The 23,263-nt window shown below is 43.4% G+C and carries 20 protein-coding genes and 1 tRNA gene; 15 read left to right on the plus strand and 6 right to left on the minus strand.

What is annotated here, in order from left to right; genetic code table 11:
• The first annotated feature begins 142 nt into the window (after positions 1-142).
• Together ACOMA8_RS07140 and ACOMA8_RS07145 are read left to right on the plus strand one after the other, a co-directional pair.
• Entirely contained in the window at positions 143-1,657 is a 1,515-nt protein-coding gene (locus tag ACOMA8_RS07140) for an AcpB/EbpR/MafR family transcriptional regulator (protein ID WP_421369640.1), read from the plus strand.
• A 99-nt stretch (positions 1,658-1,756) separates the two neighbouring features.
• Positions 1,757-2,431, plus strand: coding sequence for an HD domain-containing protein (locus ACOMA8_RS07145; protein WP_421369642.1), 675 nt, complete (start codon positions 1,757-1,759; stop codon positions 2,429-2,431).
• A 79-nt stretch (positions 2,432-2,510) separates the two neighbouring features.
• Here the strand turns inward: ACOMA8_RS07145 and ACOMA8_RS07150 are convergent, their stop codons facing one another.
• On the minus strand, positions 2,511-3,158 hold the full coding sequence (locus ACOMA8_RS07150; RefSeq protein WP_421369644.1) for a FusB/FusC family EF-G-binding protein: 648 nt from the start codon (positions 3,156-3,158) through the stop codon (positions 2,511-2,513).
• Positions 3,159-3,528: 370 nt separating this feature from the next.
• On the opposite strand from ACOMA8_RS07150, the gene cysK reads away from it, so the two are divergent.
• The 7 genes from cysK to ACOMA8_RS07185 all read left to right on the plus strand — a co-directional run bounded on the left by cysK (position 3,529) and on the right by ACOMA8_RS07185 (position 12,690).
• Positions 3,529-4,458, plus strand: coding sequence for a cysteine synthase A (gene cysK / locus ACOMA8_RS07155; protein ID WP_421369646.1), 930 nt, complete (start codon positions 3,529-3,531; stop codon positions 4,456-4,458).
• A 556-nt stretch (positions 4,459-5,014) separates the two neighbouring features.
• On the plus strand, positions 5,015-6,490 hold the full coding sequence (gene abc-f / locus ACOMA8_RS07160; protein ID WP_421369648.1) for a ribosomal protection-like ABC-F family protein: 1,476 nt from the start codon (positions 5,015-5,017) through the stop codon (positions 6,488-6,490).
• A 99-nt stretch (positions 6,491-6,589) separates the two neighbouring features.
• A complete protein-coding gene (locus ACOMA8_RS07165) occupies positions 6,590-7,348 on the plus strand; it encodes a MurR/RpiR family transcriptional regulator (RefSeq protein ID WP_421369650.1) in 759 nt (252 codons plus the stop codon).
• Between the two features lie 626 nt (positions 7,349-7,974).
• A complete protein-coding gene (locus ACOMA8_RS07170; RefSeq protein ID WP_421369652.1) occupies positions 7,975-8,829 on the plus strand; it encodes a transporter substrate-binding domain-containing protein in 855 nt (284 codons plus the stop codon).
• Complete coding sequence (locus ACOMA8_RS07175; RefSeq protein WP_421369654.1) at positions 8,829-9,503, plus strand: amino acid ABC transporter permease; 675 nt, start codon at positions 8,829-8,831, stop codon at positions 9,501-9,503. Before ACOMA8_RS07170 ends, ACOMA8_RS07175 begins: the two co-directional genes overlap by 1 nt.
• 402 nt (positions 9,504-9,905) lie before the next feature.
• Positions 9,906-11,234, plus strand: a complete 1,329-nt coding sequence (locus ACOMA8_RS07180; RefSeq protein ID WP_161898310.1) for a PTS sugar transporter subunit IIC — start codon at positions 9,906-9,908, stop codon at positions 11,232-11,234.
• Between the two features lie 25 nt (positions 11,235-11,259).
• Complete coding sequence (locus ACOMA8_RS07185) at positions 11,260-12,690, plus strand: 6-phospho-beta-glucosidase (RefSeq protein WP_421369656.1); 1,431 nt, start codon at positions 11,260-11,262, stop codon at positions 12,688-12,690.
• A gap of 124 nt (positions 12,691-12,814) precedes the next feature.
• Here ACOMA8_RS07185 and ACOMA8_RS07190 read toward each other — a convergent pair whose 3' ends face one another.
• The gene (locus ACOMA8_RS07190) at positions 12,815-13,591 is read right to left on the minus strand and encodes an HNH endonuclease (protein ID WP_421369658.1); all 777 of its coding nucleotides are present in this window, start codon (positions 13,589-13,591) and stop codon (positions 12,815-12,817) included.
• Between the two features lie 83 nt (positions 13,592-13,674).
• Here ACOMA8_RS07190 and ACOMA8_RS07195 point away from each other — a divergent pair, with 83 nt between their 5' ends.
• Together ACOMA8_RS07195 and ACOMA8_RS07200 are read left to right on the plus strand one after the other, a co-directional pair.
• A complete protein-coding gene (locus ACOMA8_RS07195) occupies positions 13,675-14,484 on the plus strand; it encodes a hypothetical protein (protein WP_421369660.1) in 810 nt (269 codons plus the stop codon).
• A gap of 14 nt (positions 14,485-14,498) precedes the next feature.
• On the plus strand, positions 14,499-15,185 hold the full coding sequence (locus ACOMA8_RS07200; protein WP_421369662.1) for a DUF998 domain-containing protein: 687 nt from the start codon (positions 14,499-14,501) through the stop codon (positions 15,183-15,185).
• A 166-nt stretch (positions 15,186-15,351) separates the two neighbouring features.
• Here ACOMA8_RS07200 and ACOMA8_RS07205 read toward each other — a convergent pair.
• From ACOMA8_RS07205 to ACOMA8_RS07215, 3 genes are all read right to left on the minus strand, one after another.
• A tRNA-Leu gene (locus ACOMA8_RS07205) sits at positions 15,352-15,435 on the minus strand.
• Between the two features lie 126 nt (positions 15,436-15,561).
• Entirely contained in the window at positions 15,562-16,674 is a 1,113-nt protein-coding gene (locus ACOMA8_RS07210; protein WP_421369664.1) for an anti sigma factor C-terminal domain-containing protein, read from the minus strand.
• Positions 16,652-17,161, minus strand: a complete 510-nt coding sequence (locus ACOMA8_RS07215) for an RNA polymerase sigma factor (RefSeq protein ID WP_421369666.1) — start codon at positions 17,159-17,161, stop codon at positions 16,652-16,654. Before ACOMA8_RS07215 ends, ACOMA8_RS07210 begins: the two co-directional genes overlap by 23 nt.
• A 224-nt stretch (positions 17,162-17,385) precedes the next feature.
• Between ACOMA8_RS07215 and ACOMA8_RS07220 the strand changes: the two genes are divergently transcribed.
• From ACOMA8_RS07220 to ACOMA8_RS07230, 3 genes are all read left to right on the plus strand, one after another.
• On the plus strand, positions 17,386-19,350 hold the full coding sequence (locus ACOMA8_RS07220; RefSeq protein ID WP_421369668.1) for a beta-galactosidase: 1,965 nt from the start codon (positions 17,386-17,388) through the stop codon (positions 19,348-19,350).
• A gap of 169 nt (positions 19,351-19,519) precedes the next feature.
• On the plus strand, positions 19,520-20,014 hold the full coding sequence (locus ACOMA8_RS07225) for a hypothetical protein (protein ID WP_421369670.1): 495 nt from the start codon (positions 19,520-19,522) through the stop codon (positions 20,012-20,014).
• Between the two features lie 139 nt (positions 20,015-20,153).
• Complete coding sequence (locus ACOMA8_RS07230) at positions 20,154-20,810, plus strand: LPXTG cell wall anchor domain-containing protein (RefSeq protein ID WP_421369672.1); 657 nt, start codon at positions 20,154-20,156, stop codon at positions 20,808-20,810.
• A gap of 145 nt (positions 20,811-20,955) precedes the next feature.
• On the opposite strand, the gene ACOMA8_RS07235 is transcribed toward ACOMA8_RS07230, so the two are convergent.
• Positions 20,956-21,639 (minus strand): GntR family transcriptional regulator, encoded by a 684-nt coding sequence (locus tag ACOMA8_RS07235; RefSeq protein WP_421369674.1) that lies wholly within the window; start codon positions 21,637-21,639, stop codon positions 20,956-20,958.
• Positions 21,640-21,956: 317 nt separating this feature from the next.
• Here ACOMA8_RS07235 and ACOMA8_RS07240 point away from each other — a divergent pair, with 317 nt between their 5' ends.
• Entirely contained in the window at positions 21,957-23,243 is a 1,287-nt protein-coding gene (locus tag ACOMA8_RS07240; protein ID WP_421369676.1) for an ABC transporter substrate-binding protein, read from the plus strand.
• The last annotated feature ends 20 nt before the right edge of the window (positions 23,244-23,263 follow it).

Genomic DNA, 23,263 nt, shown 5'->3' on the forward strand with positions numbered 1-23,263 from the left:
GTTCATGCAAGTTATTTTTTCTATCACATGGCTAAAATTTTTCAGAATAGTAGCTGATTCTTTCTTTGTTGGACGCTTTTAGGTAACATGACAGAAGAAAACGGTTTTGTAGCCGAGTTCAAGTCAACAAGGAGAGACAACGATGGATTTTAGGAATTTACTCGGTACGATTGACAGGCGACGGTTGCGGCTCTTGGAGCTGCTGTATGAGCGTCGTAGTGGTTGTTCCACGGAATATTTATTGGATAGTTTGAATTGTTCATTACCTGTTTTATTGAAGGACCAAAAAGCGCTTAACGAGGCACAATCAGATTTTTTTATTGAAAAAAAATGGGGGTTGTATTATCTGAAAAGCGCAGACCAGGCGACTCTAAGTGAACTCTATAGCTTTTTTTTAAATTACACCACTGAGTTTAAAATTTTAGAGGAGTTGTTGTATGAACGCTGTGAAAATATCTCGCAGTTGGCGGCAACGTTATTTGTCAGTCCTTCTCATGCACAGCGCTGTCTTCGAAAATTGGATCGAATTCTGAGGGTGACTCAGATGAAGCTGTATCATCGACCACTACGGATTGGTGGACACGAAGGGGCGGTGCGGCACATGTATTATCGCTATTTTACAGAAAAATACCATGAAATAGAGATTACATTGCCTCAGGGATCAGTGGGTCAAAAGGAGACCTTTGAACACTTTGTCAATGAGTTCATTGAAGTGAACAAGTATCACCCTACTTATATTTTCAAACATCGGCTAGTCTATAATATGTACATCAGTGCTTGGCGTATTAAAAATGGCCACTTTTTTCCTGAAGAGGAATTAACATCCAGTTATCCTAAAGCGCCCAATCAGCAATCTTGCGAAGCATTAGCGAAGGCTTTGTTAAGGGACTATCAAATTGTATGGAGAAAAGAAGTTTTCAAAGAACTGATGTGGTTGCAGTTTAGCGATGCTTTGATTTTCAACGAAGCACATCGAAGTCAAGCGTTGCGGGAAAATAAACGTGTATGTCAGCAGTTCAAGCATCATATGGAAACAGTTAGACAACTTAATCAACTATTTTCCGAACCGGTTTCACAGAAAGTTTTGGAAAAATTAGCTACGACTATGATGAATTCATCTTATTTGTATCCTGAAGATGGCAAGTATATCCAGATTTTACGTCGAAACGAGCGAGATTTAGTGCTGGCCTTTTTGGCAGTGTATGAACAATCCGTCTCTAAGATTTTAGATTTATTACATCGACAAGCCACACGTTATAAGTTGTACGATGAGGAAGGGTTTCGCTATATCTTCACCTATTGGACGCTGACGTTGATTCCTGATAGCATGGAGCGCCTGCAAAAGGCTAGTCCCCCAATTAATATATTGGTAGTCTCGAGCTTAACTCCCACTGAAGAGAAATTTATTACCTACTTGATCAATACCGGAGTTTACGGTAATTTTTCAATTGATACGATTTCCGTAACAGCTGAGTCTGTTTATGAAATCAGTGGTAAGTATGATTTGATTATTTCTACGGGTAAGTTGAACCGGATTTCACCAAATGTAGCGTTTATCGCTATTGATCCAGTCTTAGATGGACAAAGCATGACCCGAATTCAAAAGAAAATCAGTGAGCTGGCAATGCGAAAAAAGGCCGATTCTGAGTGCGTATGAATAAGGAGATACGGGGAAATTTTTTAGCGAATGCGAATGAAAGTATAATTTTTAATGAATACGGAACAAACAAATCAAAAAAATTTTGTAGGTGATACGATGATTTCAGCAAGTTTGAAGAACTATATGGAGTCCGAAATTATTCCCCGCTACGATCAGTTAGATACTAGTCATGCCTCTCCTCATGTCCATCAAGTGATTGCCAACAGTTTTGAGATTCTCGCAGAACTGAATTTGCCGGATGTGGATCCGCAAATGTGTTATGTGGTTGCTGCCTATCATGATTTAGGACTATTGTTTGGTCGTGAAAATCACGAAACTCGCTCAAAGGAGTTGCTGATGGCAGATCAAAAATTAGCTCAGTGGTTTTCTTTAGAACAATTAACCGTGATGGGAGAAGCAGTAGAAGATCATCGGGCATCTTTATCCTTAGCGCCGCGCTCGCTTTATGGAAAAGTCATTTCCGAAGCGGATCGAGATATAGATTTTGAGCGGATTTTGTATCGGACATTTGTATACGGCATCGAAAAGAAAGGTCTGCGGTTTTTACCCGAGCTGACGGAAGAAGCGGCCACTTACATGACTGAAAAGTATGGGCCAAATAGCAATCTGAAATTTTGGCTGAGTTATTCAAAAAATCAACAACAGCTGGAAAGGCTGCACCGCTTTTTGGCAGATGAAAAGAGCTTTGCAAGAGCGTGTCACCAGACTTATGCAGCAATTTTCAATCCAGGACAAGAGTTGGCTGATGGGTACAGCATAACTATTAGATAATAAAAACGAAGGCAAGCTTGCTGGATTTGAGTCCAGCAGCTTGCCTTCGTTTTTTGCTATTTGTTTATTGGTCATGCAGCTATTTTACTTCTTTGACTTGCTCAATAAAGTGTTCAAGATTTTCACGATCTGTTAGCTGACGATTGCATTGGTCGCTGTCGATGCAGATGTAGTTTCCCTTTTTCGTATAGGTTCCTTCTGCGCCGGTTTTGGTGGTAGCCATGAACAAGGCAACATTGCTTTCTTTATGACAGATAGCGCAGATGTTCTTTTTGACACTGGCAGGAAGCGAGCCGGCGATGCCTTGCAGACGATCATCAGAATACAGCAGCAGAAATTTCTTCTGGCTACCGGGGTCATTCCAGCCAATATAGGTGTGTTCCCGTAAGTCCAGTTGGTTGAAATCGGGAACTTTCAACTTTTTGACTTTGCGGAAGGCTTTCTCCACTTGTTTGGCAGAAGGTGCTGCAAAAGGGATCACGAAATCTTTGAACTCGTCAAAGTAGCGTGCGGCCCGGGCTTTAGTGAGTCGACTATCCAAAGCCAGCGTAATTAAATCCGTGATTTCCGGATAGTCCTCAGGAACCGCTTCGCGAATTTTTTCGACTGCCAGTGCTTGGACAGTTTGAATCGTGTGGCGGTCGTTGACAGACTGATAAACGTTGATAAGTTCCTCGACGGTTTGGCGCAGTGCCATGTATTGATATGGTTGAATCGTTGGTCTCATAGTAAATTCCTTTCCTCGGACTGCTGATACGCGGGAAAGGTCCAGGTATCAGCCCAGCAAGCCGACAACCTGTGCTGCAGAAGATACATAACGTATCATCTGATCACCCCCTAATGTTTCACAAGGTGTATCTTACCATGTTTTGCGGTAGATGCAAGGAGCAACACCGGTAAATGTTGGGATGTAACGATTTCTTATCCATAGGTTGGGGTTATGAATGGTGATAAGTATTTATGATTGGGAATCTTACCCCGGTTGGTGATACACTAGATGATAAGGAATAACCGAAACGGTCGTTATGGATTGCCGTTAGGGCTAAATCTCAGACAGCAATCTGGAAAAGGCAAGCAGACTTAGGAGGTCATATGAAATGAGTAAAGCAGATGTATCAATTTTGGATTTGGTGGGTAAAACACCAATCGTCAAGTTGCAGCACAGTGTACCGGAAGGCTCTGCTGATGTTTATGTGAAGTTGGAGTATTTCAATCCCGGCAGTTCTGTAAAGGACCGAATTGCGTTGGCTATGATTGAAAAAGCAGAACAAGAAGGAAAACTGCAACCTGGCGGAACTATCATCGAGCCAACGTCTGGTAATACAGGGATTGGTTTGTCCTTGGTAGGTGCTGCCAAAGGATACAAGGTAGTCATTGTGATGCCCGATACTATGAGTGTCGAACGTCGTAAATTGATGCGAGCATACGGTGCAGAACTAATTTTGACACCGGGGGCAGAAGGAATCACTGGTTCGATCAATAAAGCAAAAGCATTGGCGAAAGAAAATGGCTGGTATTTACCATTGCAATTTGAGAACCCGGAAAACCCTTTGATCCATGAAGAAACTACCGGTAAAGAAATCATTGAGACATTTGAAGGGGACACATTGGATGCCTTCGTAGCCGGAATTGGGACTGGCGGCACGATTACCGGAGCAGGTCGTGCGTTGCGCAAAGCCTATCCGGAAATCAAAATCTACGGTGTAGAGCCGGCAGAATCGGCTGTTTTGGAAGGCGGTAAGCCAGGTCCGCATAAAATTCAAGGAATCGGAACCGGCTTTGTCCCGAACACATTGGATACCGGTATTTATGATGAGGCAGTGGCAGTTGCTAGTGAAGATGCGTTGGAAACAGCTCGTCAGATTGGCCAAAAAGAAGGTCTCTTGGTGGGGATTTCTTCTGGAGCGGCCATCAGTGCAGCGTTGAAGGTGGCAGCTAAGCTGGGTGCGGGTAAGAAAGTATTAGCCATCGTTCCTGATAATGGGGAACGGTACTTGTCGACCGTTTTGTACGCCTCTGAAGATTGAGGTTTTCTTTAGTCGTGAAATTTTCCCCAAAATTTAAACGATTGCCCCTGTTCACTTGAGGTGAGCTGCAAGTGTTTCTAGCTGTTTTTGTAAATTTTAGGCAGCCGGCAATTGCTGCTTTCCAAAGAATATGGTATGGTTAAAAAAACACTATGATTAAGAAAGGGGCATTACGATGACCGCATCGATGAAATTGCGCAGCACACTTTTAGAATGTAAATAATCCTCTAAAAGTCTTGCAAAGTCGACATTTCATGGGCGGAGTCTGCTCATTTTTCGTAACTGATTAAACGTCGAGGACAGCATAGGACTGTTCTTGACGTTTTTTTGTCCTCGGATAAATTGGGAGCTGATTTGATGAAAGCCGGCTACCTTGTGACAAGCTGGTCTATTGACTATTTTGAAGGAAGCTAAATAGAATTGACAGTGAATCTCAGAAAACAACTTTGCAAGCAGTCCTAGCATGTTGCAGCGATAGCGTTGTACGTGCGCATTGAAAAGATGTCGACTCATTTTTCGTAAAAAAATGAGTTGGCAGCAAAAGGAGAGCTTGTATATGGAAGAATTAGTATTGCGCTTAGAAAATATTGAAATCGCCTTTAATGGAAAAAAGATCTTGGAAATTCCGCAGCTGCAAGTATATGAAAATCAACGCATTGGCATCATCGGCGACAACGGCAGTGGGAAGACGACCCTGGCTAAACTAATTACTGGTGAATTGATGCCGGATATTGGAAAGATTCAACGTGAGATTTCTTTTGGGTGGTTTCCACAAGGGGGGATGGCTCAAGTGTTGCCAGAGACGGGTGATCAGTTGGCATTAATGAGTCGATTGCAAGTGCCGCAACAAGACAATCTACAGGCATTGAGTGGCGGCGAAGCAACAAAATTTCGTTTAGCTCAAGTGTTGGCGGATTATCAGCCAGCACTGGTGATGGATGAACCTACGACTCACCTAGATCGAGAAGGAATCGAAGTTTTGACCGATGAACTTCGTTACTATTATGGCACCTTGTTTTTTATTAGCCATGATCGGCAGTTCTTAAATGATTTGGCTGAGGTAATCTGGGAGGTGGCTGACGGAAAAGTTACTGTTTATAAAGGCAATTTTGCCGCTTATCAGGAACAAAAAGAGCTTGCTGCCAAGACGGCTCAGCAGACTCACGAAAATTTTTTGAAGGAGAAGCAGCGAATAGAGAAAACAATTCAAAAAAAACAGGAACAAGCGCAAAAAGCGGCCACCGTATCCCGCCGCAAAAAACAGCAGCAAATAAAGCCGGATCGCTTGTCTGCTTCTAAGCAGAAAGATACTGTGGAAAAAAACCTCCATAAAGGAGCCAAGGCGGCCATGAGTCGACTGGAGCGGCTTGAAGAACCAGAAAAAACCAAAGAAAAGCCGCCTCTACGTTTTCCAAATCCTCCCGCGTTGCAGATGCATAATCCTTTTCCAATCCAAGGAGCAGAAGTTCAATTGTTGGCTGGGGATAAAGTATTGTTGGAGAAAGCTGATTTTCAGTTTGGTTTGGGTAAAAAAATTGCGTTAACTGGGGGCAACGGTACCGGAAAGACAACATTGCTGCAATGGATTGTCGCTGAAAAACCTGGCATTCGCTTGTCTCCAAAAGTCCGCTTCTCCGTCTATCAACAAACGGCTTATGACATGATTACTACTGAACCTCTTTTAAAGTATCTATTGAAGGAAACGCAGCAGCCAGAGCCCTTTATTCGCGCTTTACTGCACAATTTAGATTTTGCACCACAATCACTTTTGACTCCGATAGTTCAATTAAGTGGTGGGCAGCGCACACGACTGGCGATCGCCAGCATTTTCTTGGAGCCTGCTAACGTGTTGGTCTTGGATGAGCCCACGAATTTTATTGATTTAGCAACGACAGCAGCCCTCGAAAAACTGCTAAAGGCGTATCCGGGTACAGTTCTGTTCACCTCTCATGACGCCCATTTTGTTCAAAACGTAGCAGATGAAGTCTGGATTCTGGCTGATCAAAAACTGGTACAGACTGAGAGTCGTTAATGCTTCAGTTCTTAGATTCGTCTGGTCTTTTTTCTTGGAAACAGGTATCCTGATAGTATAGAAAAAATCAGATGGAAAAAGAAAAGAGGTAGCAGGCAGATGTTCGATACAGAGAAGGTAAAGACACTCAATGAACTAGAGATGGTGGTGTACCGTTATATCATTGAACATTTTGAGGGACTGGGGCGTTTGACGATTCGCGAAATGGCGGAGACAGCCCATGTTTCTACCTCTACGATTTTGCGGACGTTGACAAAACTAGGCTTTGATGGCTTTTCAGAATTCAAATACTTTCTGAAAGAAGAACAACAAAGGCAACAGCGCTCCTTTGATTATTTTTATGATGCTACGGTGCAAGTGGATAACTTTTTGAAAAAGGTCAACGACGACAATTATCGAGATGTCTTAGAGCCAGCGGTAAAGTTGATCTTAAATAGCCGCCATATCGCTTTTTCCGGCATTGGGACGAGCGGTACTCTAGGGATGTATGGCAGCCGCTATTTCACAAACATGGAGATCAACGCTTACAGCATTGCCGATCCCTTTGCTCCCATCCCGCCGCGAGGTTTGGAAAATACCTTGGCAATCATCTTATCCGTATCTGGAGAAACAGAGCAGATGATCGACCAGGCAATGGATTTCAAGCGCTATGGTGCGCAGGTTCTCAGTATCACAAATGATGAAAATTCTACCATCGCTCGCATAGCAGATTACAATATTTCCTATTACATGCCGGAAGTTGGCAGTCCGCGAGAAGCGCATCTTAATTTGACGACACAAGTACCGGTAATTGCGCTGATTGAGATTTTAGCCCATCAAGTCGCTAAAGAACTACAAGCTTTTATGCTTGATGCCTGAATTTCCAGACAAGGAGCTGTGATAATAGTTGAGTCACCGCCCTATGAACCAAACACTACCAAACGTGAGATTCCAAAAACCGACGACCTTCCATTAAAAATATTGGAAGGTCGCCGGCTTTTTATTGCTAAAAAATTTTAAACGTAGACTTTCTTTGATTTCATCAAGGAAAGTTAGCAGCATTCATTTTTTCTTTTTATACGTTTGGTCATGTTCGCTTTTCGGACTAAGACATACAGGTGGTCACAAGTTTTCCTCATCCGTATTTTTTTAATTAATTGTGGTTAAACAGCCGCTGTTTAGCACTTGAAAATTACTTATTTCACATTCGTTTGTTATTTTTAATTTTGCGTATTAGACGTTTATAACAGATCGATAAACTGTTAGATGATATTTCTTTTTGATTCCTGTTTGGTTATTGGAAATAATGAATATACACGTGTAATTATCGATTTTTTTATAGTAGTACAGTGCTTATTGTTTGTTATAACTCTGCTGCTGTGTTAAAAATAATCTTGAGGCATACGATGGCTGTTTTTTTGAAATGAATTGAGTGTTTCGTTATGAAATTAGTTGTTCAGGCTGTCGGGTGAATCAACAATTTTTTACAAAATGGAGGAACAAAAATGAAAAAATGGTGGGTGACAGCAGTTTTGGCGGTCAGTGGGCTTTTATTGGCGGCCTGTGGTGGAGAAGCAAGCAGTGAAGGTAAACAAACAGCACAAGACACAAGTTGGGAACAAGTGAACAAAAATCAGACGTTAACAGTAGCAACTTCTGGCACACTGTTTCCTTCTTCTTATTATAATGATAAAAATCAGTTGGTAGGCTATGATGTCGACGTTGCCAAGGAAGTAGGCAAACGTCTAGATCTTAAGGTCGCATTTAAGGAATACAATGTGGACGGCCAAATCGCTTCTGTCAATCGTGGGGAAACAGATTTTGCGGCCAATGATTTTGGTCTTTCTGGCGAACGGGCAAAAAAATTCATGCTGTCTGAACCGATTAAATATTCCTTTGATAGTATGATTGTTCGCAAAAGCGATGATTCCGGCATTAAGTCGCTTGAAGACCTGAAAGGAAAAAAAGCTGCCGGTGAACCGAATACAGGTTATATGAAGATCGCCGAAAAATATGGTGCCCAGCTGGTGACCTATGACAACGCGACGAACGATCAGTATTTGACTGATGTTGCAAATGGTCGCACTGACGTGATTTTAAACGACTACTATCTGCAAAAAATGTCAGTGGGCGCATTGCCGGATATCCCGGTCAAAATTTTGGAAGATGTTTATTTCAACGCCAATTTTACTGGTTTCCTCTTTGTCAAAGGACATGATGCCTTGAAAGAAAAGGTCGACACGGTACTAAAAGAAATGCAAAAAGACGGGACCATGAAGAAGATTTCCGAAACGTATTTTCAAACGGATGTTTCTGTTAAGCCAAAACAAGAAGTCACTGAAACGGTGACGGCAGACTAATGTATATCCCAAAACTAGATTTTTCTTTGATGCTGGAGTCGCTGCCTTTCATTTTGCAGGGCCTGAAATACACACTGGGAATCAGCGTAGTGACCTTTTTACTGGGAAATATTTTGGGAATCTTTTTGACGGTTTTGGCAATGCTGCCAAGCCGAATCTTACGAGGAGTAGTCGCTTTTTACCTGTCCTTTTTACGAGGTGTTCCGGCGTTGGTGTTGCTGTTCCTGTTGTATTTTGGACTGCCGTATCAGCTACCAGCGCTGAGTGCGGCAATCATTTGCTTCACTTTGACGAGTAGCGCATTTATTGGTGAAATCTATCGAGGGGCAATCAATGGGGTAGATCGCGGGCAGTGGGATGCGGCATATGCCTTGGGATTGAACTTTCCCCAGACAGTTCGCTTGATCATTTTGCCACAGGCCCTGAGACTATCTGTGCCTGCTCTGGGAAATGTAGCGATGGATTTAGTAAAAGGTACGTCTTTAGCAGCAATGATTACAATTCCCGATATTTTTCAAAAAGCTAAAATTGTCGGTGGGCGTACTTTTGATTATATGAGCATGTATGTTTTGGTCGCCTTGGTTTATTGGGGCTTGTGCATTGCCATTGGCTGGTTGCAAAAGCATTTGGAAATCTATTTGAACCGGCAGATGGGTTTGATTGCACAAAAATAAATTGAAAAACGGAGTTGTGACAATCGCTGAGTTACCGTCCTTTGGAGCGGATATGACCAAATGTGAATCACAAACAAAAAAGAGGTAACTTCGGGTAAAGAGCCGAAGTTACCTCTTTTTTCATTACTATTCACTTCGCTTTGTGGGGGCTCGGATGGCTAATTGTTTTCAAATTTATCTGTTTTTTCTTCTGTAACATGTTTCTTAAAAGCGGTGAACACTGGTTTTGAAACCGATTACCCTTTATGATGAATATGTAAGCGATACCGCTGTTGCAACCAGACTTCCGGAAAACGGGTCGCACGCCATTATTATTGTTGCAGGCTTTGATTTCGGTAGGCCACCGAGAAAAAGCCGCCAAATCTTTTTAAAACGTGAAACAAGAAAAGGAGCGAGACCATCATGAACGAATGGATCAATGAAAAAGTTCTGCCTCCGGTGTTGAAATTTGTCAATACCAAAGCTATTACTGCTTTGCGAAACGGAATGCTGTACACGATGCCTTTTACCATCGTCGGTTCTATTTTTCTCTTGCTAGCCAACTTTCCAGTCAAAGCCGTCAGTGATTGGGTCACCAACAGCGGCTTAGCAGATTATTTCAACGAAGCATACGGTGCTTCCTTTGCAATCATGGCGATTTTCGCGGTTGTCGGGATTGCCTACTCCTATGTAAAAGATGACGGCTTTGAAGGATTGCCAGCCGGGATGATCGCTTTGGTAGTCTTCTTGCTGACTCAACATTCCAGTGTAACGGATGCGGAAGCAAAGGTTACTATTGGTAATGTCATCGACAAAACCTGGACAGGCGGGCAGGGGATGATTGCTGCTATCTTGGTAGGGTTATTTGTCGGTTGGGCCTATGTCTGGTTTTTACGACGGGATATTCGAATCAAATTACCGGAACAAGTGCCAACTAACGTAGCCAACTCATTTACTGCCTTGATTCCGGCAGCCGTGATTATCACTGTCTCATTGATCATTTACGTGATTTTTGACAAGTTCTTCAATACCACTGTTGTAGAATGGATTTATGAAGTTATCCAAAGTCCGATGCAAGGGGTTACTGATTCCTTGGGTGGTGCCTTGATGTTGGGATTCCTAGTACCATTCTTGTGGTTCTTCGGGGTACACGGCTCCACCATCGTCGGCGGGATCATGGGACCAATCTTGCAAGCCAACTCCCTTGAAAATACCGAAATTGTGAAAGCTGGTAAAGCGTTGACTGTTGCCAATGGTGGCCACATCGTTACGCAACAATTCTTGGATCAGTTTATGACTGTGACTGGTGCGGGGATGACTATCGGGATCGTAATTTATATGGTTTGGTTTGCCCGTTCAGCACAATTCAAGCAATTGGGACGTTTGTCGATTGTTCCGGCCTTCTTCAATATCAATGAACCTATTACTTTTGCAACACCAATCGTAATGAATCCAATCATGGCACTGCCGTTTATTTTAACACCAGTGATTTCTGGGCTGATTACTTACTTTGCTCTTTACACAGGGTTAGTACCGCTCTTTACTGCTGTACAGGTTCCGTGGACAACGCCGCCTGTAATTTCCGGCTTTTTGGTAGGGGGCTGGCGAGCAGCGTTATTGCAAGTCATCGTATTGGGACTAGGCTTTTTCATCTACTTGCCGTTCATCCGTAAAGTGGATCAATTGAACTACGCGGAGGAATTAGGTGAGACACCGGCAGAAGCTGCGGTAACCGTCGAAAATGAAGCCTAAGTCAGTAGAAAGACGAGGGAACGACATGAGTGTATTGAAAAAAGATTTTTTATGGGGCGGCGCAGTTGCCGCCCATCAGCTGGAAGGTGGCTGGCAAGAAGGTGGCAAAGGGATTAGTGTAGCTGATGTCATGACAAAAGGTGCCCATGGCGTTCCCCGGCAAATTACTGATGGGGTTCAACCAGGTCAAAACTATCCCAATCATGACGCCATCGACTTTTATCATCATTATCCAGAAGATGTGAAGCTGTTTGCAGAACTGGGACTTAACTGTTTTCGGACATCCATTGCCTGGACGCGAATTTTTCCTGATGGTGATGAAACTGAACCTAACGAAGCCGGGTTGAAATTTTACGACGATCTTTTCGCAGAATGTCTGAAATATGGTATCGAGCCGGTGATTACTTTGTCTCACTTTGAAATGCCCTATCATTTGGTGACAAAATATGGCGGCTGGCGTAATCGCAAGCTGATTGATTTGTTTTTACGCTTTGCCGAAGTCTGCTTCACCCGTTACAAAGGGGTCGTCAAATACTGGATGACATTTAATGAAATCAACAACCAAGCCAATTATCACGAAGATTTCGCGCCTTTTACCAACTCCGGTTTGAAATTTTCTGAAGGGGAGGACCGTGAAGCCGTGATGTATCAAGCGGCTCACTATGAATTAGTGGCTTCTGCCGGGGCAGTTCAGTTGTGCCATCAGATTGATCCGGATGCGAAGATTGGCTGTATGATTGCTATGGTGCCCATCTATCCGTATAGCTGTGATCCGCAAGATATGCTGGCGGCGACAGTCGCGATGCAACGGCGCTACTGGTTTGCCGATGTGCATTGTAAAGGCCAGTATCCAGGGTATCTGAAAGCCTACCTGACCCGCAAAGATTATCATTTGGATATGACAGATGAGGATCTGGTCATACTGCGGGAAGGGACCGTGGACTATATCGGTTTTTCTTATTACATGTCATTTGCTGTCAAAGGAGCGGGAAAAGCGCCGGCGTATGATTATGATGAGGCCAAAGATTTAGTTCGCAATCCCTATGTACCTGCTTCTGACTGGGGCTGGCAGATTGATCCGGAGGGTTTACGTTATGCCATGAACTGGTTTGCCGAACGCTATGAACTGCCATTGTTTATCGTGGAAAACGGCTTTGGTGCAATTGATGAAGTTGGACCAGATGGCACTATCGATGACAGCTACCGGATCGACTATTTGCGAGCTCACATTCAGAGCATGAAAGATGCTGTTGCTTATGATGGCATTGATTTGATGGGTTACACACCTTGGGGATTTATCGATCTAGTATCTGCAGGTACTGGTGAAATGAAGAAGCGCTACGGTATGATCCATGTCGATTTGGACGATCAGCTGCAAGGCAGTGGCAAGCGCAGCAAGAAGCGTTCTTTCGATTGGTACCGTGAAGTTATCCGCTCCAACGGTGAAAAACTATAATTTTGGTTTTACCGGCGCAAGCCGTATGAAATACCAACCAACAATCGTATCGCGAGATTTCGGGATACACCAAAACACCGACTGCCAGCTTTCCCTTCAGGCTGAGCAGCCGGTGTTTTTTTGTTTACCGCCAGTACATTTTGTTACCAGTGGGTTCGGCTAAGCGAGCATCTCGGATTTCATCTAGCTTAGCGGTGATTGCAGGATCTCCTTGATGATAAGCCAGGTGGGCACTATAACTGAGGGTTATTAGGTTGGCTTCATAGTCAGTTCCTTGCTGAGAAACGGGAACCAGATGATGGATAGTAAGTTCCCCATTGCTGGCTGGGATTCGTTGATCAAAGCGATTGTGATATGCTAAATCAAGACCGGTTATACGACAATAAAAGCCGTCACGGCAGGCGATACGGTAAGGAACTGTTGGTGTGCTGCGTTTGGTAAACGTCGCTTTGGTGTAATTGCGAGAGCAGCTGTCTTTACAAAAGGAACGCCTTCCAGCAGGCAATTGTTTGCCACACCATTTGCAGCTATCAGGTGACAATCGTAGGTCTGGGGTACCGACGGTCAACGTTTCGCCAAACTGTCGCTCGTATTCCCTCAAGCTTAGCCAGCGGCGCTGAAAAGTGGTATCAGCTGCCAGGCGCAGCTGACTGCCGCGACCTTTGTAAGTGGCTGATTCAGGCAACGTCTCTGAGAACCTATGAAGTAGCTGCTGTTGGTCTGCAGATAACTGTGTGTGGAGCATCTTTTTAACAGCATTCCCGGCCAAAGTAGTCACGGTTTTGCAATGAAAACAGACGGCAAGATTTTCAGCAGCAGTGTTGCCTTTTAGGAGCAATGTAAGCTTGCGATGACAGATAGAACACGTCGCTCCAGGATAATTGCTTTGAACAAAGGACATAACAGAGCCTCATTTCTTTTAAATCGCATGTTGTTAACGATATGATACACTGGAGATGAGAAAAATGAAAGGCAGGCAAGCCGATGGTAGATCTTTCGATGCAAGAACGGCAGATACTTTGGGAACAGTTGAATGAGAAACAAAAAGCAGTACTGACCCAGCATAAGAAGTATCGGCTGCAATCGCTGTTTCTGACAGAACACTTCTTGGAAGAAGATAAGTGGCAGTTGGTAGATTTCAAAGAAGACCCGCATTATCCTAATGGGGATCAAAAACTTTACTGCCGCTGTGGCCGTCAGGTGAAATATCAGTTTATTTTGCTGGCAGTGGCTACCGGAGAGCTGCTTTTGCTGGGCTCTACTCATTTTGCCCAACATCTGGGGGTGTCAGAAACCGTCGCAGCTCAAGTACGTAAAGGTTTACACACTATCGATCGGGGAACAGACCTGATTTTGCAACAGGTAGCGGCGGGCCTTCATTTCCCACAACGCCTCTATCAAAAAATCAGCCCTCACCAACTTAAACAGCAGCTTCCGGAAGCAACTCAGCGTAGATTGTCGGCTTTTTCGCAGGCGAATCTGCCAATCTATGAAGAAGATCAAAAAGCTTTATTGACTCTGGCCGCAGCGATTACTACTTCCAAACGTGATGAGCAGCCTTGGCGTCCCCGCAACTCTGCTACTAGTTCTCGAAGCTCACGGGAAAATCCTTTTGCGGCATTGACAGCCAAGATTGGACAACTAGAAGTTGGGGAGCAAGTACCACTGGCAGAGCTGGCGGATTATCTGAATGAAAGGCCAATCGTGATTCGACGTTGGTTAGGACTGTTGGAATCTGAGCGCTTTTTTGTTCAGGTGAAACAGGTGGCGGACGATTTTTTCAGAATTCGTTGAAAGAAGGAAAGATAGTGAAACCAAAAAAGACTGACAAAATTATTTTGCTGGGCAGTGTCTCATTGCTTTTGTTTGTAATAGGGGACTGGGGCTTGCCTTATGTATTAGGGCCGATAGTAACAGGCTATGATCCCTTGCGACAAGTGGTAAGTGATCTGGGAAGTGTTGGCAGTCCGGTGAAGACAATCTTCGAACGAGGATCTATTGTGACCGGCTCTCTATTGCTTTTGTCTTTACCGGGAGTTTGGCAATTAACATCAGGAGACGATCGTCGCAAGCGGCAACTGCTGCTTGTCGGTTTGGCACTCTTTGCTGTGGGGGACTGTATTTTTACCGGTGTTTTCAAAACAAATCACAGCACATCAGGATTAACCTTAGGAACAATCATTCATGGGGGCGCTTCTGGAGCAGGAATCGTGGGGATGCTGGCAGTTCCATTGATCCTGTCTGCGATGGCCAAAGATCGGCAAAATCACCGCGGTCAACAGATTTACCTGCTGTTGTTTGCCGCTTGTCTGCTGACGTCACTATTTAATGGCATCTCTCAAGGGTTGCACTTTACGTACAAAGGATTATGGCAGCGAATTTCGCTGGTATTGCTGTACGCAGCACCACTGCTCTTAGGCAGCAGCGGCCTTTATTTTGTCAGCAAAAAAGATAGTCTTCAAAAAAAAGGAGAGAGCATGACTGAAGAAGACTGAGCTAACCGCCTACATCTGATGAGCGCTTCTTTATTTCAAGGTTACAAGAGAATGTAGAGAGAAAATCTTTTTGGCTTGCGTGTATGTATCGATTCGCTTTCAATGTGGGACAACCGAACTCAAAAAGAACAAAAAAAACTCGTGGATTAAATCCACGAGTTTTTTATGCGGCCGAGAGGACTTGAACCTCCACGGTATTGCTACCACTAGCGCCTGAAGCTAGCGCGTCTGCCAATTCCGCCACGACCGCATATCGTATGTTTTCCATACGTTAGGCACTTATATAGGATAACGGACGAGGAGATATTTTGCAACTGTTTTTTTGAAAAGAGCACAACTTTTTCGTTGTAAGTGATTTCAGACTTGCCGAGTGTGTTTACTCCTTTAAGAGATGTGAGACATCCGGTAGCTGCCCATGTTGGCCGCTTAGTGGAAAAACGTTGACACCAGTGACCGTAACAAGGTCCAGTCCATCATTTTGATCCAAAAGTCCCATTAATTCCTGCACCGACAGCTCGAGTGTCACTCCGTAAAATTTGACCCCGTTTTTCGCCAGGTAATCAGACATTTCTTGTAGCCGGGATTGAGTAACAGTCGGTGTGCTGAGACCTTTTGCTGAATCATAGAGATTCCAAAAATCACTTTGATTCAATAGATAGGAAAAAGTGGAATGTAAACGGATAGTCAGCTTTTTCTCTTCTGGCCAGGAGCTTTGTTGAGAGGTTAAGTTGTTCTCCAGCAAGAGAGGATATTTTTCAGCAAGCTGTTTGTTTTCTTTTGTAGATAAGACGGCTCGACCTCTTTGAAACGCTGAGATGCCAACTGGCGGATAAGTCACGATGCTACCACTTTTTGCCAATGGCAGAGTACGGATGGCATACCAACGAGCTTCTGCTTGAGGTGCACTGTAAGTTTTCCAGTCTTCAAGCTCAGTGAAGCTGAGGTCTTTGTCGAAGGTGACATTGACGGTTAGATAAGTAGACTGAGGGAGTCCCTTCAGGTTTTCTCTTAAGTTTTGCCTGGCCGCTTCTGCATCGCCGGAGCTTTCTGAGCTGCGGGAGAACAGCGCCTCAAAAAAACCATCTAAATCTCGGGAATCAAAAGGAGAGACGGTGGGGTTAATCAAGCGACCTTTTTCAATCTGATAGTTGCGAGTGACAGTCCCGCTATCTTGCAGTGGGCGACGGTAGATCTCGCTGATATCATAAGCAGCAGGGCCGCTTTGGCTGATTTGATAGCTCTTTAGGTCCAAATTGGGCTCAGTCAAGTCATTTAGCAATTGGCGATTAAAAATGTAGCTGTCTTTTTCCACCAACTGGTTGCCAGCCGCGGGATTATAGTAAAAGTAATCGACTAGCCAACGTCCTCCAAAAAACAATAGGATCGTCACCAATACACTGCCTAAAATGAGCAGTAAATTGCGGCGACGGCTTTTCTGCTTGACACCTGCTTGAATCTTCTCAAAGTCAAATTTCTGTAAATCCGTCATGTTCCAATACCTCCTTCAATCGTTTGCGGGCCCGATACAAACGGGTCTTCGCTTGGGGATACGTCAGGTCGAGAAAAGACGCGATATCCGTCACTGGCCAATCGTTAAAATAGTGAAGCAATAATAGCTCGCGATCATTTGCCGACAATTGTTCGATTCCCCGATACAACTGCTGCTTCGTTTCGTCTGCTAACAGCGTTTCTAAAGGCGTTGCAGGAGACGAGTCTGTCTTGTCCCCGTTAAGACGAAACCATTTCTGCCAGCGATTTTGATAGCGCTGTTGATCGTAAAAACGATTTTTTATCAGCCTTAACAGCCAAAATTTCACCTGCTCTTCAGCCAGCTCGTCAAGCGCTGTCATAAGACGAAAAAAGGCGTCAGAGACTAACTCCTGGGCTTGTTCTCGATTTTTGGTGAGGCTGAGACTGTACCAATATGTCTCTTCTCCGTAACGCTCGTACAGCTGCGTTAGCTGATCTTTTTCCACCCCCGACACCTCCCTCTTCACTAAAGAAACGTTTGAGAATCAATTTGGTCACAGCTTATTTCCAGTTTAACTTGAAAAAATAAAAAAGAAATCGTTTTCTCAAGGGGAACTTCGATAACTTATTCCATTTTTTTAGATAAGATTTTCTATTTTGGAAATCAAATATTCGTGTTACCATTCATAATAAGCATTATAGATAATCATTAAAGGAGAGAGGGAAAGAAATGAGTAAAACGATAAATGTCTTAAAAGAAGTCAGTGATCCAATTCGTGTAGCTCCAGATATCATTTTTGATTTGACAGAAGTGTTGCGGGCACCTGCTCGTTATATCAGCTGGGAATTTATTCCTGAAGAAGTTGAACACAGTCTGGTGGCTAATCTCTTGTTGTTTGAGAGACATGATCGAAAAGAACCGACAATGACAATTCGTTTTGGAATGCTTCCTTACGTTAAAAGCTGGATTTTGTTAGATAAAGAATGGCTTAACGGAGAGACTCTGTTTCCAGATGCCCCCAAAGGTGTACTGAAATTTGTTTGTCATGGTAGTCGAATCGAAAGACAAGCGATTGTTAAGGCTCAATTAGTCCTTTCTTCAGGGGGGAGTAATTTTTCTGGTCGAATCGAAAATCTACTTTTGCACGAAGTAAAACCGACGCAGCCACCACTAGAGGCTGCAAGGTTGGCAGATATTTTTGGACAAAATACTAAAAAGGAATGGCCGGAAAAAATCACTGATCCAACGCAATTGAAAATGAGCCTATCTTTTGAAGAGAGTGAAGTCTCCTGGCCACAAACATCATGGTCTTGTTATGGTGGAGACCAGGAAGAAAAACTGGCTGCTGGAACGGGTTTTTTTACCAGCTATAAACGAGACAATCGCTGGTATTTGGTAGATCCAGAAGGCAATGCTTTCTTCAGTAATGGTCCAGATTGTGTTAATGTCAACTCTGACTGTAAGATTTCTGGGATTGAGAATTGGTGTGAATGGTTGCCAACAGCAGAAGAGCCAGGTTTCAATGAATTTTATACAGCGGGAAAGACGCCAGAAGGAACACCAATTATGAGCTATTCATTTTTGAAAGCCAATTTGTATCGAGTTTACGGGGAACAGTGGGAAGAGAAGTGGCAAGAGTTGATTTTGGATCAACTGCAAAGTTTGGGGATGAATACGATTGGTAACTGGAGTGACCCGAGCCTTTTTGATAAGAAACGGTTGCCTTATGTAGCCTCTTTACCAGAATTTCCCGACACCCAGCAAATGATTTTTCGCGATTTCCCCGATGTTTTCAGTGAAGAGTATGCAGTAAATGCTGCCCGTTGTGCCGAGGCTTTGTTTGAAAGAAGAGATGACCCTTGGATGATTGGCTACTTCTTGCGTAACGAGCCGGCATGGGCTTTTGTAGATGGTCTGAATCTGGCGGATGAAGTGCTATTTAATCCAGCTGCAACAGCTTCAAAAGAGATGCTGATTAAAAACTTGAAAACAAAATATGGTGGAGCGATATCTGAGTTGAATGTTGCTTGGCAGACAGATTTTTCTGATTTTGATGAGTTGAATCAACCACAACAATCCTTATCTCAAAAATCGCCACAGGCTGCCGCTGATTTGAGAGCTTTTTCTGTAGAAATGGTCCGTCGGTATGTGACGATACCGGCGCAAGCTTGTCGGAGAGTTGATCCTAATCATATGATTTTAGGAATGCGTTGGGCGTGGATTTCTGACGGGGATCTGATTGCTGGCTGGGAGAACTTCGATGTGTTTTCGATCAATTGTTATGCTGTTGATCCAACAACGCAGATTCAGCAAGTGGTCGATCTGGGTGTCGATCTACCGGTGCTGATTGGGGAGTTTCACTTTGGTGCACTAGATGCCGGCTTGTCGGCAACTGGTTTGGAGGGAGTTGAAAACCAGGAGCAAAGAGGGGCAGCCTATCGTCAGTATGTTGAAAAGACGGCCGCCCATCCCAATGGTGTCGGCTGCCATTATTTCCAATGTTATGATCAATTTCACTTGGGACGCTTTGACGGAGAAAATTACAACATTGGGATTTTTGATATTTGTGGTCAGCCTTATGTAGCGATGGCTGTGGCGATTCATGAAGTCAGCAAAAGCCTCTATTCGGTAAATGCTGGACGTAAGGCGCCTTTTGAGAAAAAAATTGCGACAATCCCTATGATTGCGTATTGATCATGTTAATCAGAATGGCCTCTCGATTTGAGTATGGAGGCAGTAGTTTTTTGATATGTTCATTATCCCAAGTAATTGTTACGACATTATCTTCAAGCATATGGAAGAGAAGTGTTAGAAGCTACCTGTAATTACAAAATTTAATGATATGAAAAAGGAGTACCTAGCTATGAAAGATCGCGCCAATCGGCTGAACAATACCAAAATCTGGAACATTATCTTGATGATAATAACAGGTATTTCCATAGCATGGGGGCTTTTTGCCATCCCTTCTACGTTAAATCCACAACGAGAAGCCTATGATTATTTAGAAGACTTAGGACTTGACCCAGAGCCGATTTATCGTCATGCAACCACATTGCCGGTGAAAATTGTTTTTATCGCTGGGTTGCTGTTAGCGATTATTTTGATGCTTTTTTATCTTCGCAATCATCAAAAGCTTAAGAATAGTCAGCAGCCGGATTTACACCCCTATCTGATTTTTGTCGGTTGGCAGCTTTTTGACATGTTATTTAGCTTAGTCTACGATCCGATGAATGCCAATCAGCTTAGTTTCAGTGGTATTCTGTCGCTTTTGATTAGCTACCTATTTTATTGTGGGATTCCCTTAATTATTTTATATAACCTCTGGATGATTAAAAAAGAGGCGGCGACATTCCAATGAAGGTTCCTGACGAAACAGAAGCCATCCTTACCAATCAGTTTTGCATTACAAAAGGATTACGAAACACGCTTTATGAAACCGCCGCTATCAGTTATAATGATTGGAATAGCAAAGGAAGTTCTGACATGGGAGGACAATCATGAAGAAATGGTTCGCAGCTGGGTTGGTTATAGTCGGACTAATTTTGGGAGGCAGCAAGGCGACAGCAGCAGAAAATGCTGTGGTGATAGCAGAAAATGAACAACATTTTGAGCTGGCGGTAGCAGATGAATCGGGAAAAATAATGAAGCTGGCTCCTGGAATGAAGCTGCCGCAACAACTAGTGAAGTTGAAGAATGAAACAGAGCAGAGAAACTTTGAGTTGGTGTTGAGTCAAATTGTTGCTGATGACTGGCTGGTGGAACATTTACAGGGAACGATTCATTTGGGAGAGGAATCTTTTACGTTAGCAGAAATCATGTCTGGCGTAGACGTCCATGTTTGGCCCGGCAGTGAGTTGCCTGTCACGACGCATCTATCTCTGGCAGATAGTACTTCTACCAGCAAAGATAAAAAGCTGCAGGGAACCATGACATTGACTTTTTCGATTACGAAATCCGGAGAAGCGACTGTCGCCGGTTCCAAAGAGAACGCCGCAAAAGCTACTGCGGCTATCTCTGATAAGCAAGAAGCTGTTGCCGCAACTGGCAATCAACTACCAAAAACCGGTATTCGAATGGGACAGTTTGCGACATTAGGGGGCTGTGTTGTTATACTCAGTGGAATCCTCTTATTGCGAACTAAAAAAGAAGACTAATAAAAAGCTGAAGCAATCATCGGTTCATCCGAAAATTGCTTCAGCTTTTTTAATGACCCAGCAGACGACAAAAGAAGAGGGAAGGCTGTTTAAAACGCACAACCTTCCCACTTGTAGAAAAAAGATTGAAGTAGTGTACAGATTTTTAATTTTCAGAGGTGGTGTCAATTCCAACGAAAAACTCAGGAAATGCTTTCAGGACAACTTCAGCATCCTCATTGACCTTGTGGATATGATGAGCGACAGCTTCAGCTAATTGCGCTCGATCCTTGAGCTTAATCAGTGCTACGATTTGCTGATGTTCCGCTAGAATATTATCCCAACCAAGTTCTTCCACTTCCAAGCGCAGATGGCGAAAACGATTCAAGGCAGTATTTAACAGTTGCAACCATTTCCACACGTGTTCTTTATTAGCAATCACATAAAAGGCTTGATGGAATTCTTCATCCAATTGAAAATAGTGGTCATGGTCTTTGGCTTCAAAATAAATATGCTGAATCTTCAGCATGTTTTCCAGCTCGATGATTTGCTGAGGTGTGATTCGATCGCAGACTTCTTGTGCAACGAGTTTTTCAATGTTTTCGCGTACGAAGCGGGCTTCGTAGACTTCTTGCAAGTCAATCTTCGAAATATACGTACCACTTTGAGGAATTACTTGTACGAGACCTTCCTTTTGCAGACGCAAGATGGCCTCTCGAACAGGAGTATCCCCAATCCCTAATTTTTGGACCAATTCCTTTTTGGAAACTTTTTGTCCGGGCTTCAGCTGATTTTTTAATACCAATGTTTTCAGCTGTTGATAAGCTCTGGTTTGATTGTTCTCAATCATGGTTTTTCTTCCTTTCTTGTCTTATATGGGTCAGAGTAATGGTTAGCTTTGAAGCGCTGATTTTATTGTGCAAATACTAATATACCAGTTTTCTTAAAGGAAGTCGATATAAGAAAACAGGACAGATGCTGCTTTCAGTCCAACAAAAGGCAGCTTCATCAGCTTTTTATGAAGAAGAAAAAAGTGGCAAAGCAGGTGAATTATCGCTATCTAAAAAATGGGGTGATAACCTAAAAATCGGGGCATCCTTTTATGAAACCCTTTTCGTTAAGATTTGGATGTAGCAAGAAGCAATGGAAGAGAGGAAGGACAGTCGTATGAACAAATGGAAAAAGCTGGGGCTGGCGGCTGCAACATTAACTTCTGTATTTTTTTTAGGAGCATGTGGAAGCGGTAACGCCGAAACTAAGGATGGCAAAACGGTCATCGAATTTTCTCATTGGGGGGGCGATGATGCTTATAAAACAATTTATAAAGACCGAATTGCAGCTTTCGAAAAAGCCAATCCCGATATCAAAGTAAAAGTGATCTCGATTGCTGACAACTATGATACGAAACTATTGACGATGTACGCAGGGAAAGAGGCACCAGATGTGGTACAAGTGGCTGAAAATGGCCAGAATTTCGCATCAAAAACGCTATTTGAGGATCTTAGTCCGTACATTAAAGAAGCTGGTATCGATACTGAAGCAAGTTGGGCGGATGCTTTAACACAGTACACTTGGGAAGACCAACCTTTTGCACTACCAGACCGGGGGGGGCCCGAAATTATGTACTACAACAAAGATATGTTCGATGCGGCAGGCTTAACGTATCCGACAGCAGACTGGACAATTGAGGACTATACGGCGGCTATGAAAAAACTGACTGTCAAAAAAGGTGATCAGACTCTTCAATATGGAGCGAGTGGTTTGGATTGGACACCTAACTGGGGGGTGTTCGTCAACTCCAATGGTGGCGAAGTGATGCAAGAAGGAAAACTCACAATCGACAGTCCAGAAAATCTCGAAGTGCTGGAATGGTACAACGAAGTTTATCAAAAAGGCTATATCTTGACCTATCAGGAATTGGAAAATGTTAAAAATTCTAATGCAGATTCTATGTTTTCGCAAGGAAAAGTTGCCATGTTGACCACAGGCTTTTGGAATATTCGTAGTTTTACGGAATTAGAAGAGCTCAATTTCGACATTGCACCAATGCCATCTTTCAAAGAAAAGACAACATGGCCATTTGGTAGTGCACTGGCTCTTTCGAAAGATTCTAAGCACAAAGAGGCTGCTTTCAAATTTATGAACTATATGACAGATGTCGAAGCGCAAAGTATCATGGGGGAAACCCTCGGAGACTGTCCGGCAAATTTGAAAGTCTTGAATTCACCAGAGTTTAATAACCGTCAGATCAATGGTCGAGAGTTGAACTTGGAAGCAGTGGGCTTATCTGCCGAACGAGTCAAAATTGATGGTGTTTTCCAAGGACCGTATTACGGTGAAATCACCGCAGCTGGTTCGAATCAAGTAAAAGAGATGCTGCTAGGGCGTCTAACACCGCAAGAGGCAATCGAAAAAATTCAGGAACGTGGAGAGAAAATCCTAAAGATGTATTAAGACAAAATTCTGTAGCAGCT

The sequence above is a fragment of the Enterococcus infantis genome (genome assembly GCF_049166715.1).
GTDB classification, from domain to species: Bacteria; Bacillota; Bacilli; order Lactobacillales; family Enterococcaceae; genus Enterococcus_C; species Enterococcus_C leclercqii.

What these genes read in the sequence shown, in the direction of transcription:
- ACOMA8_RS07140 (WP_421369640.1), top strand. Translation starts at nt 143, where the DNA reads ATGGATTTTAGGAATTTACTCGGTACGATTGACAGGCGACGGTTGCGG.
- ACOMA8_RS07145 (WP_421369642.1), top strand. Translation starts at nt 1,757, where the DNA reads ATGATTTCAGCAAGTTTGAAGAACTATATGGAGTCCGAAATTATTCCC.
- ACOMA8_RS07150 (WP_421369644.1), bottom strand. Translation starts at nt 3,158, where the DNA reads ATGAGACCAACGATTCAACCATATCAATACATGGCACTGCGCCAAACC.
- cysK (WP_421369646.1), top strand. Translation starts at nt 3,529, where the DNA reads ATGAGTAAAGCAGATGTATCAATTTTGGATTTGGTGGGTAAAACACCA.
- abc-f (WP_421369648.1), top strand. Translation starts at nt 5,015, where the DNA reads ATGGAAGAATTAGTATTGCGCTTAGAAAATATTGAAATCGCCTTTAAT.
- ACOMA8_RS07165 (WP_421369650.1), top strand. Translation starts at nt 6,590, where the DNA reads ATGTTCGATACAGAGAAGGTAAAGACACTCAATGAACTAGAGATGGTG.
- ACOMA8_RS07170 (WP_421369652.1), top strand. Translation starts at nt 7,975, where the DNA reads ATGAAAAAATGGTGGGTGACAGCAGTTTTGGCGGTCAGTGGGCTTTTA.
- ACOMA8_RS07175 (WP_421369654.1), top strand. Translation starts at nt 8,829, where the DNA reads ATGTATATCCCAAAACTAGATTTTTCTTTGATGCTGGAGTCGCTGCCT.
- ACOMA8_RS07180 (WP_161898310.1), top strand. Translation starts at nt 9,906, where the DNA reads ATGAACGAATGGATCAATGAAAAAGTTCTGCCTCCGGTGTTGAAATTT.
- ACOMA8_RS07185 (WP_421369656.1), top strand. Translation starts at nt 11,260, where the DNA reads ATGAGTGTATTGAAAAAAGATTTTTTATGGGGCGGCGCAGTTGCCGCC.
- ACOMA8_RS07190 (WP_421369658.1), bottom strand. Translation starts at nt 13,591, where the DNA reads ATGTCCTTTGTTCAAAGCAATTATCCTGGAGCGACGTGTTCTATCTGT.
- ACOMA8_RS07195 (WP_421369660.1), top strand. Translation starts at nt 13,675, where the DNA reads ATGGTAGATCTTTCGATGCAAGAACGGCAGATACTTTGGGAACAGTTG.
- ACOMA8_RS07210 (WP_421369664.1), bottom strand. Translation starts at nt 16,674, where the DNA reads ATGACGGATTTACAGAAATTTGACTTTGAGAAGATTCAAGCAGGTGTC.
- ACOMA8_RS07220 (WP_421369668.1), top strand. Translation starts at nt 17,386, where the DNA reads ATGAGTAAAACGATAAATGTCTTAAAAGAAGTCAGTGATCCAATTCGT.
- ACOMA8_RS07225 (WP_421369670.1), top strand. Translation starts at nt 19,520, where the DNA reads ATGAAAGATCGCGCCAATCGGCTGAACAATACCAAAATCTGGAACATT.
- ACOMA8_RS07230 (WP_421369672.1), top strand. Translation starts at nt 20,154, where the DNA reads ATGAAGAAATGGTTCGCAGCTGGGTTGGTTATAGTCGGACTAATTTTG.
- ACOMA8_RS07235 (WP_421369674.1), bottom strand. Translation starts at nt 21,639, where the DNA reads ATGATTGAGAACAATCAAACCAGAGCTTATCAACAGCTGAAAACATTG.
- ACOMA8_RS07240 (WP_421369676.1), top strand. Translation starts at nt 21,957, where the DNA reads ATGAACAAATGGAAAAAGCTGGGGCTGGCGGCTGCAACATTAACTTCT.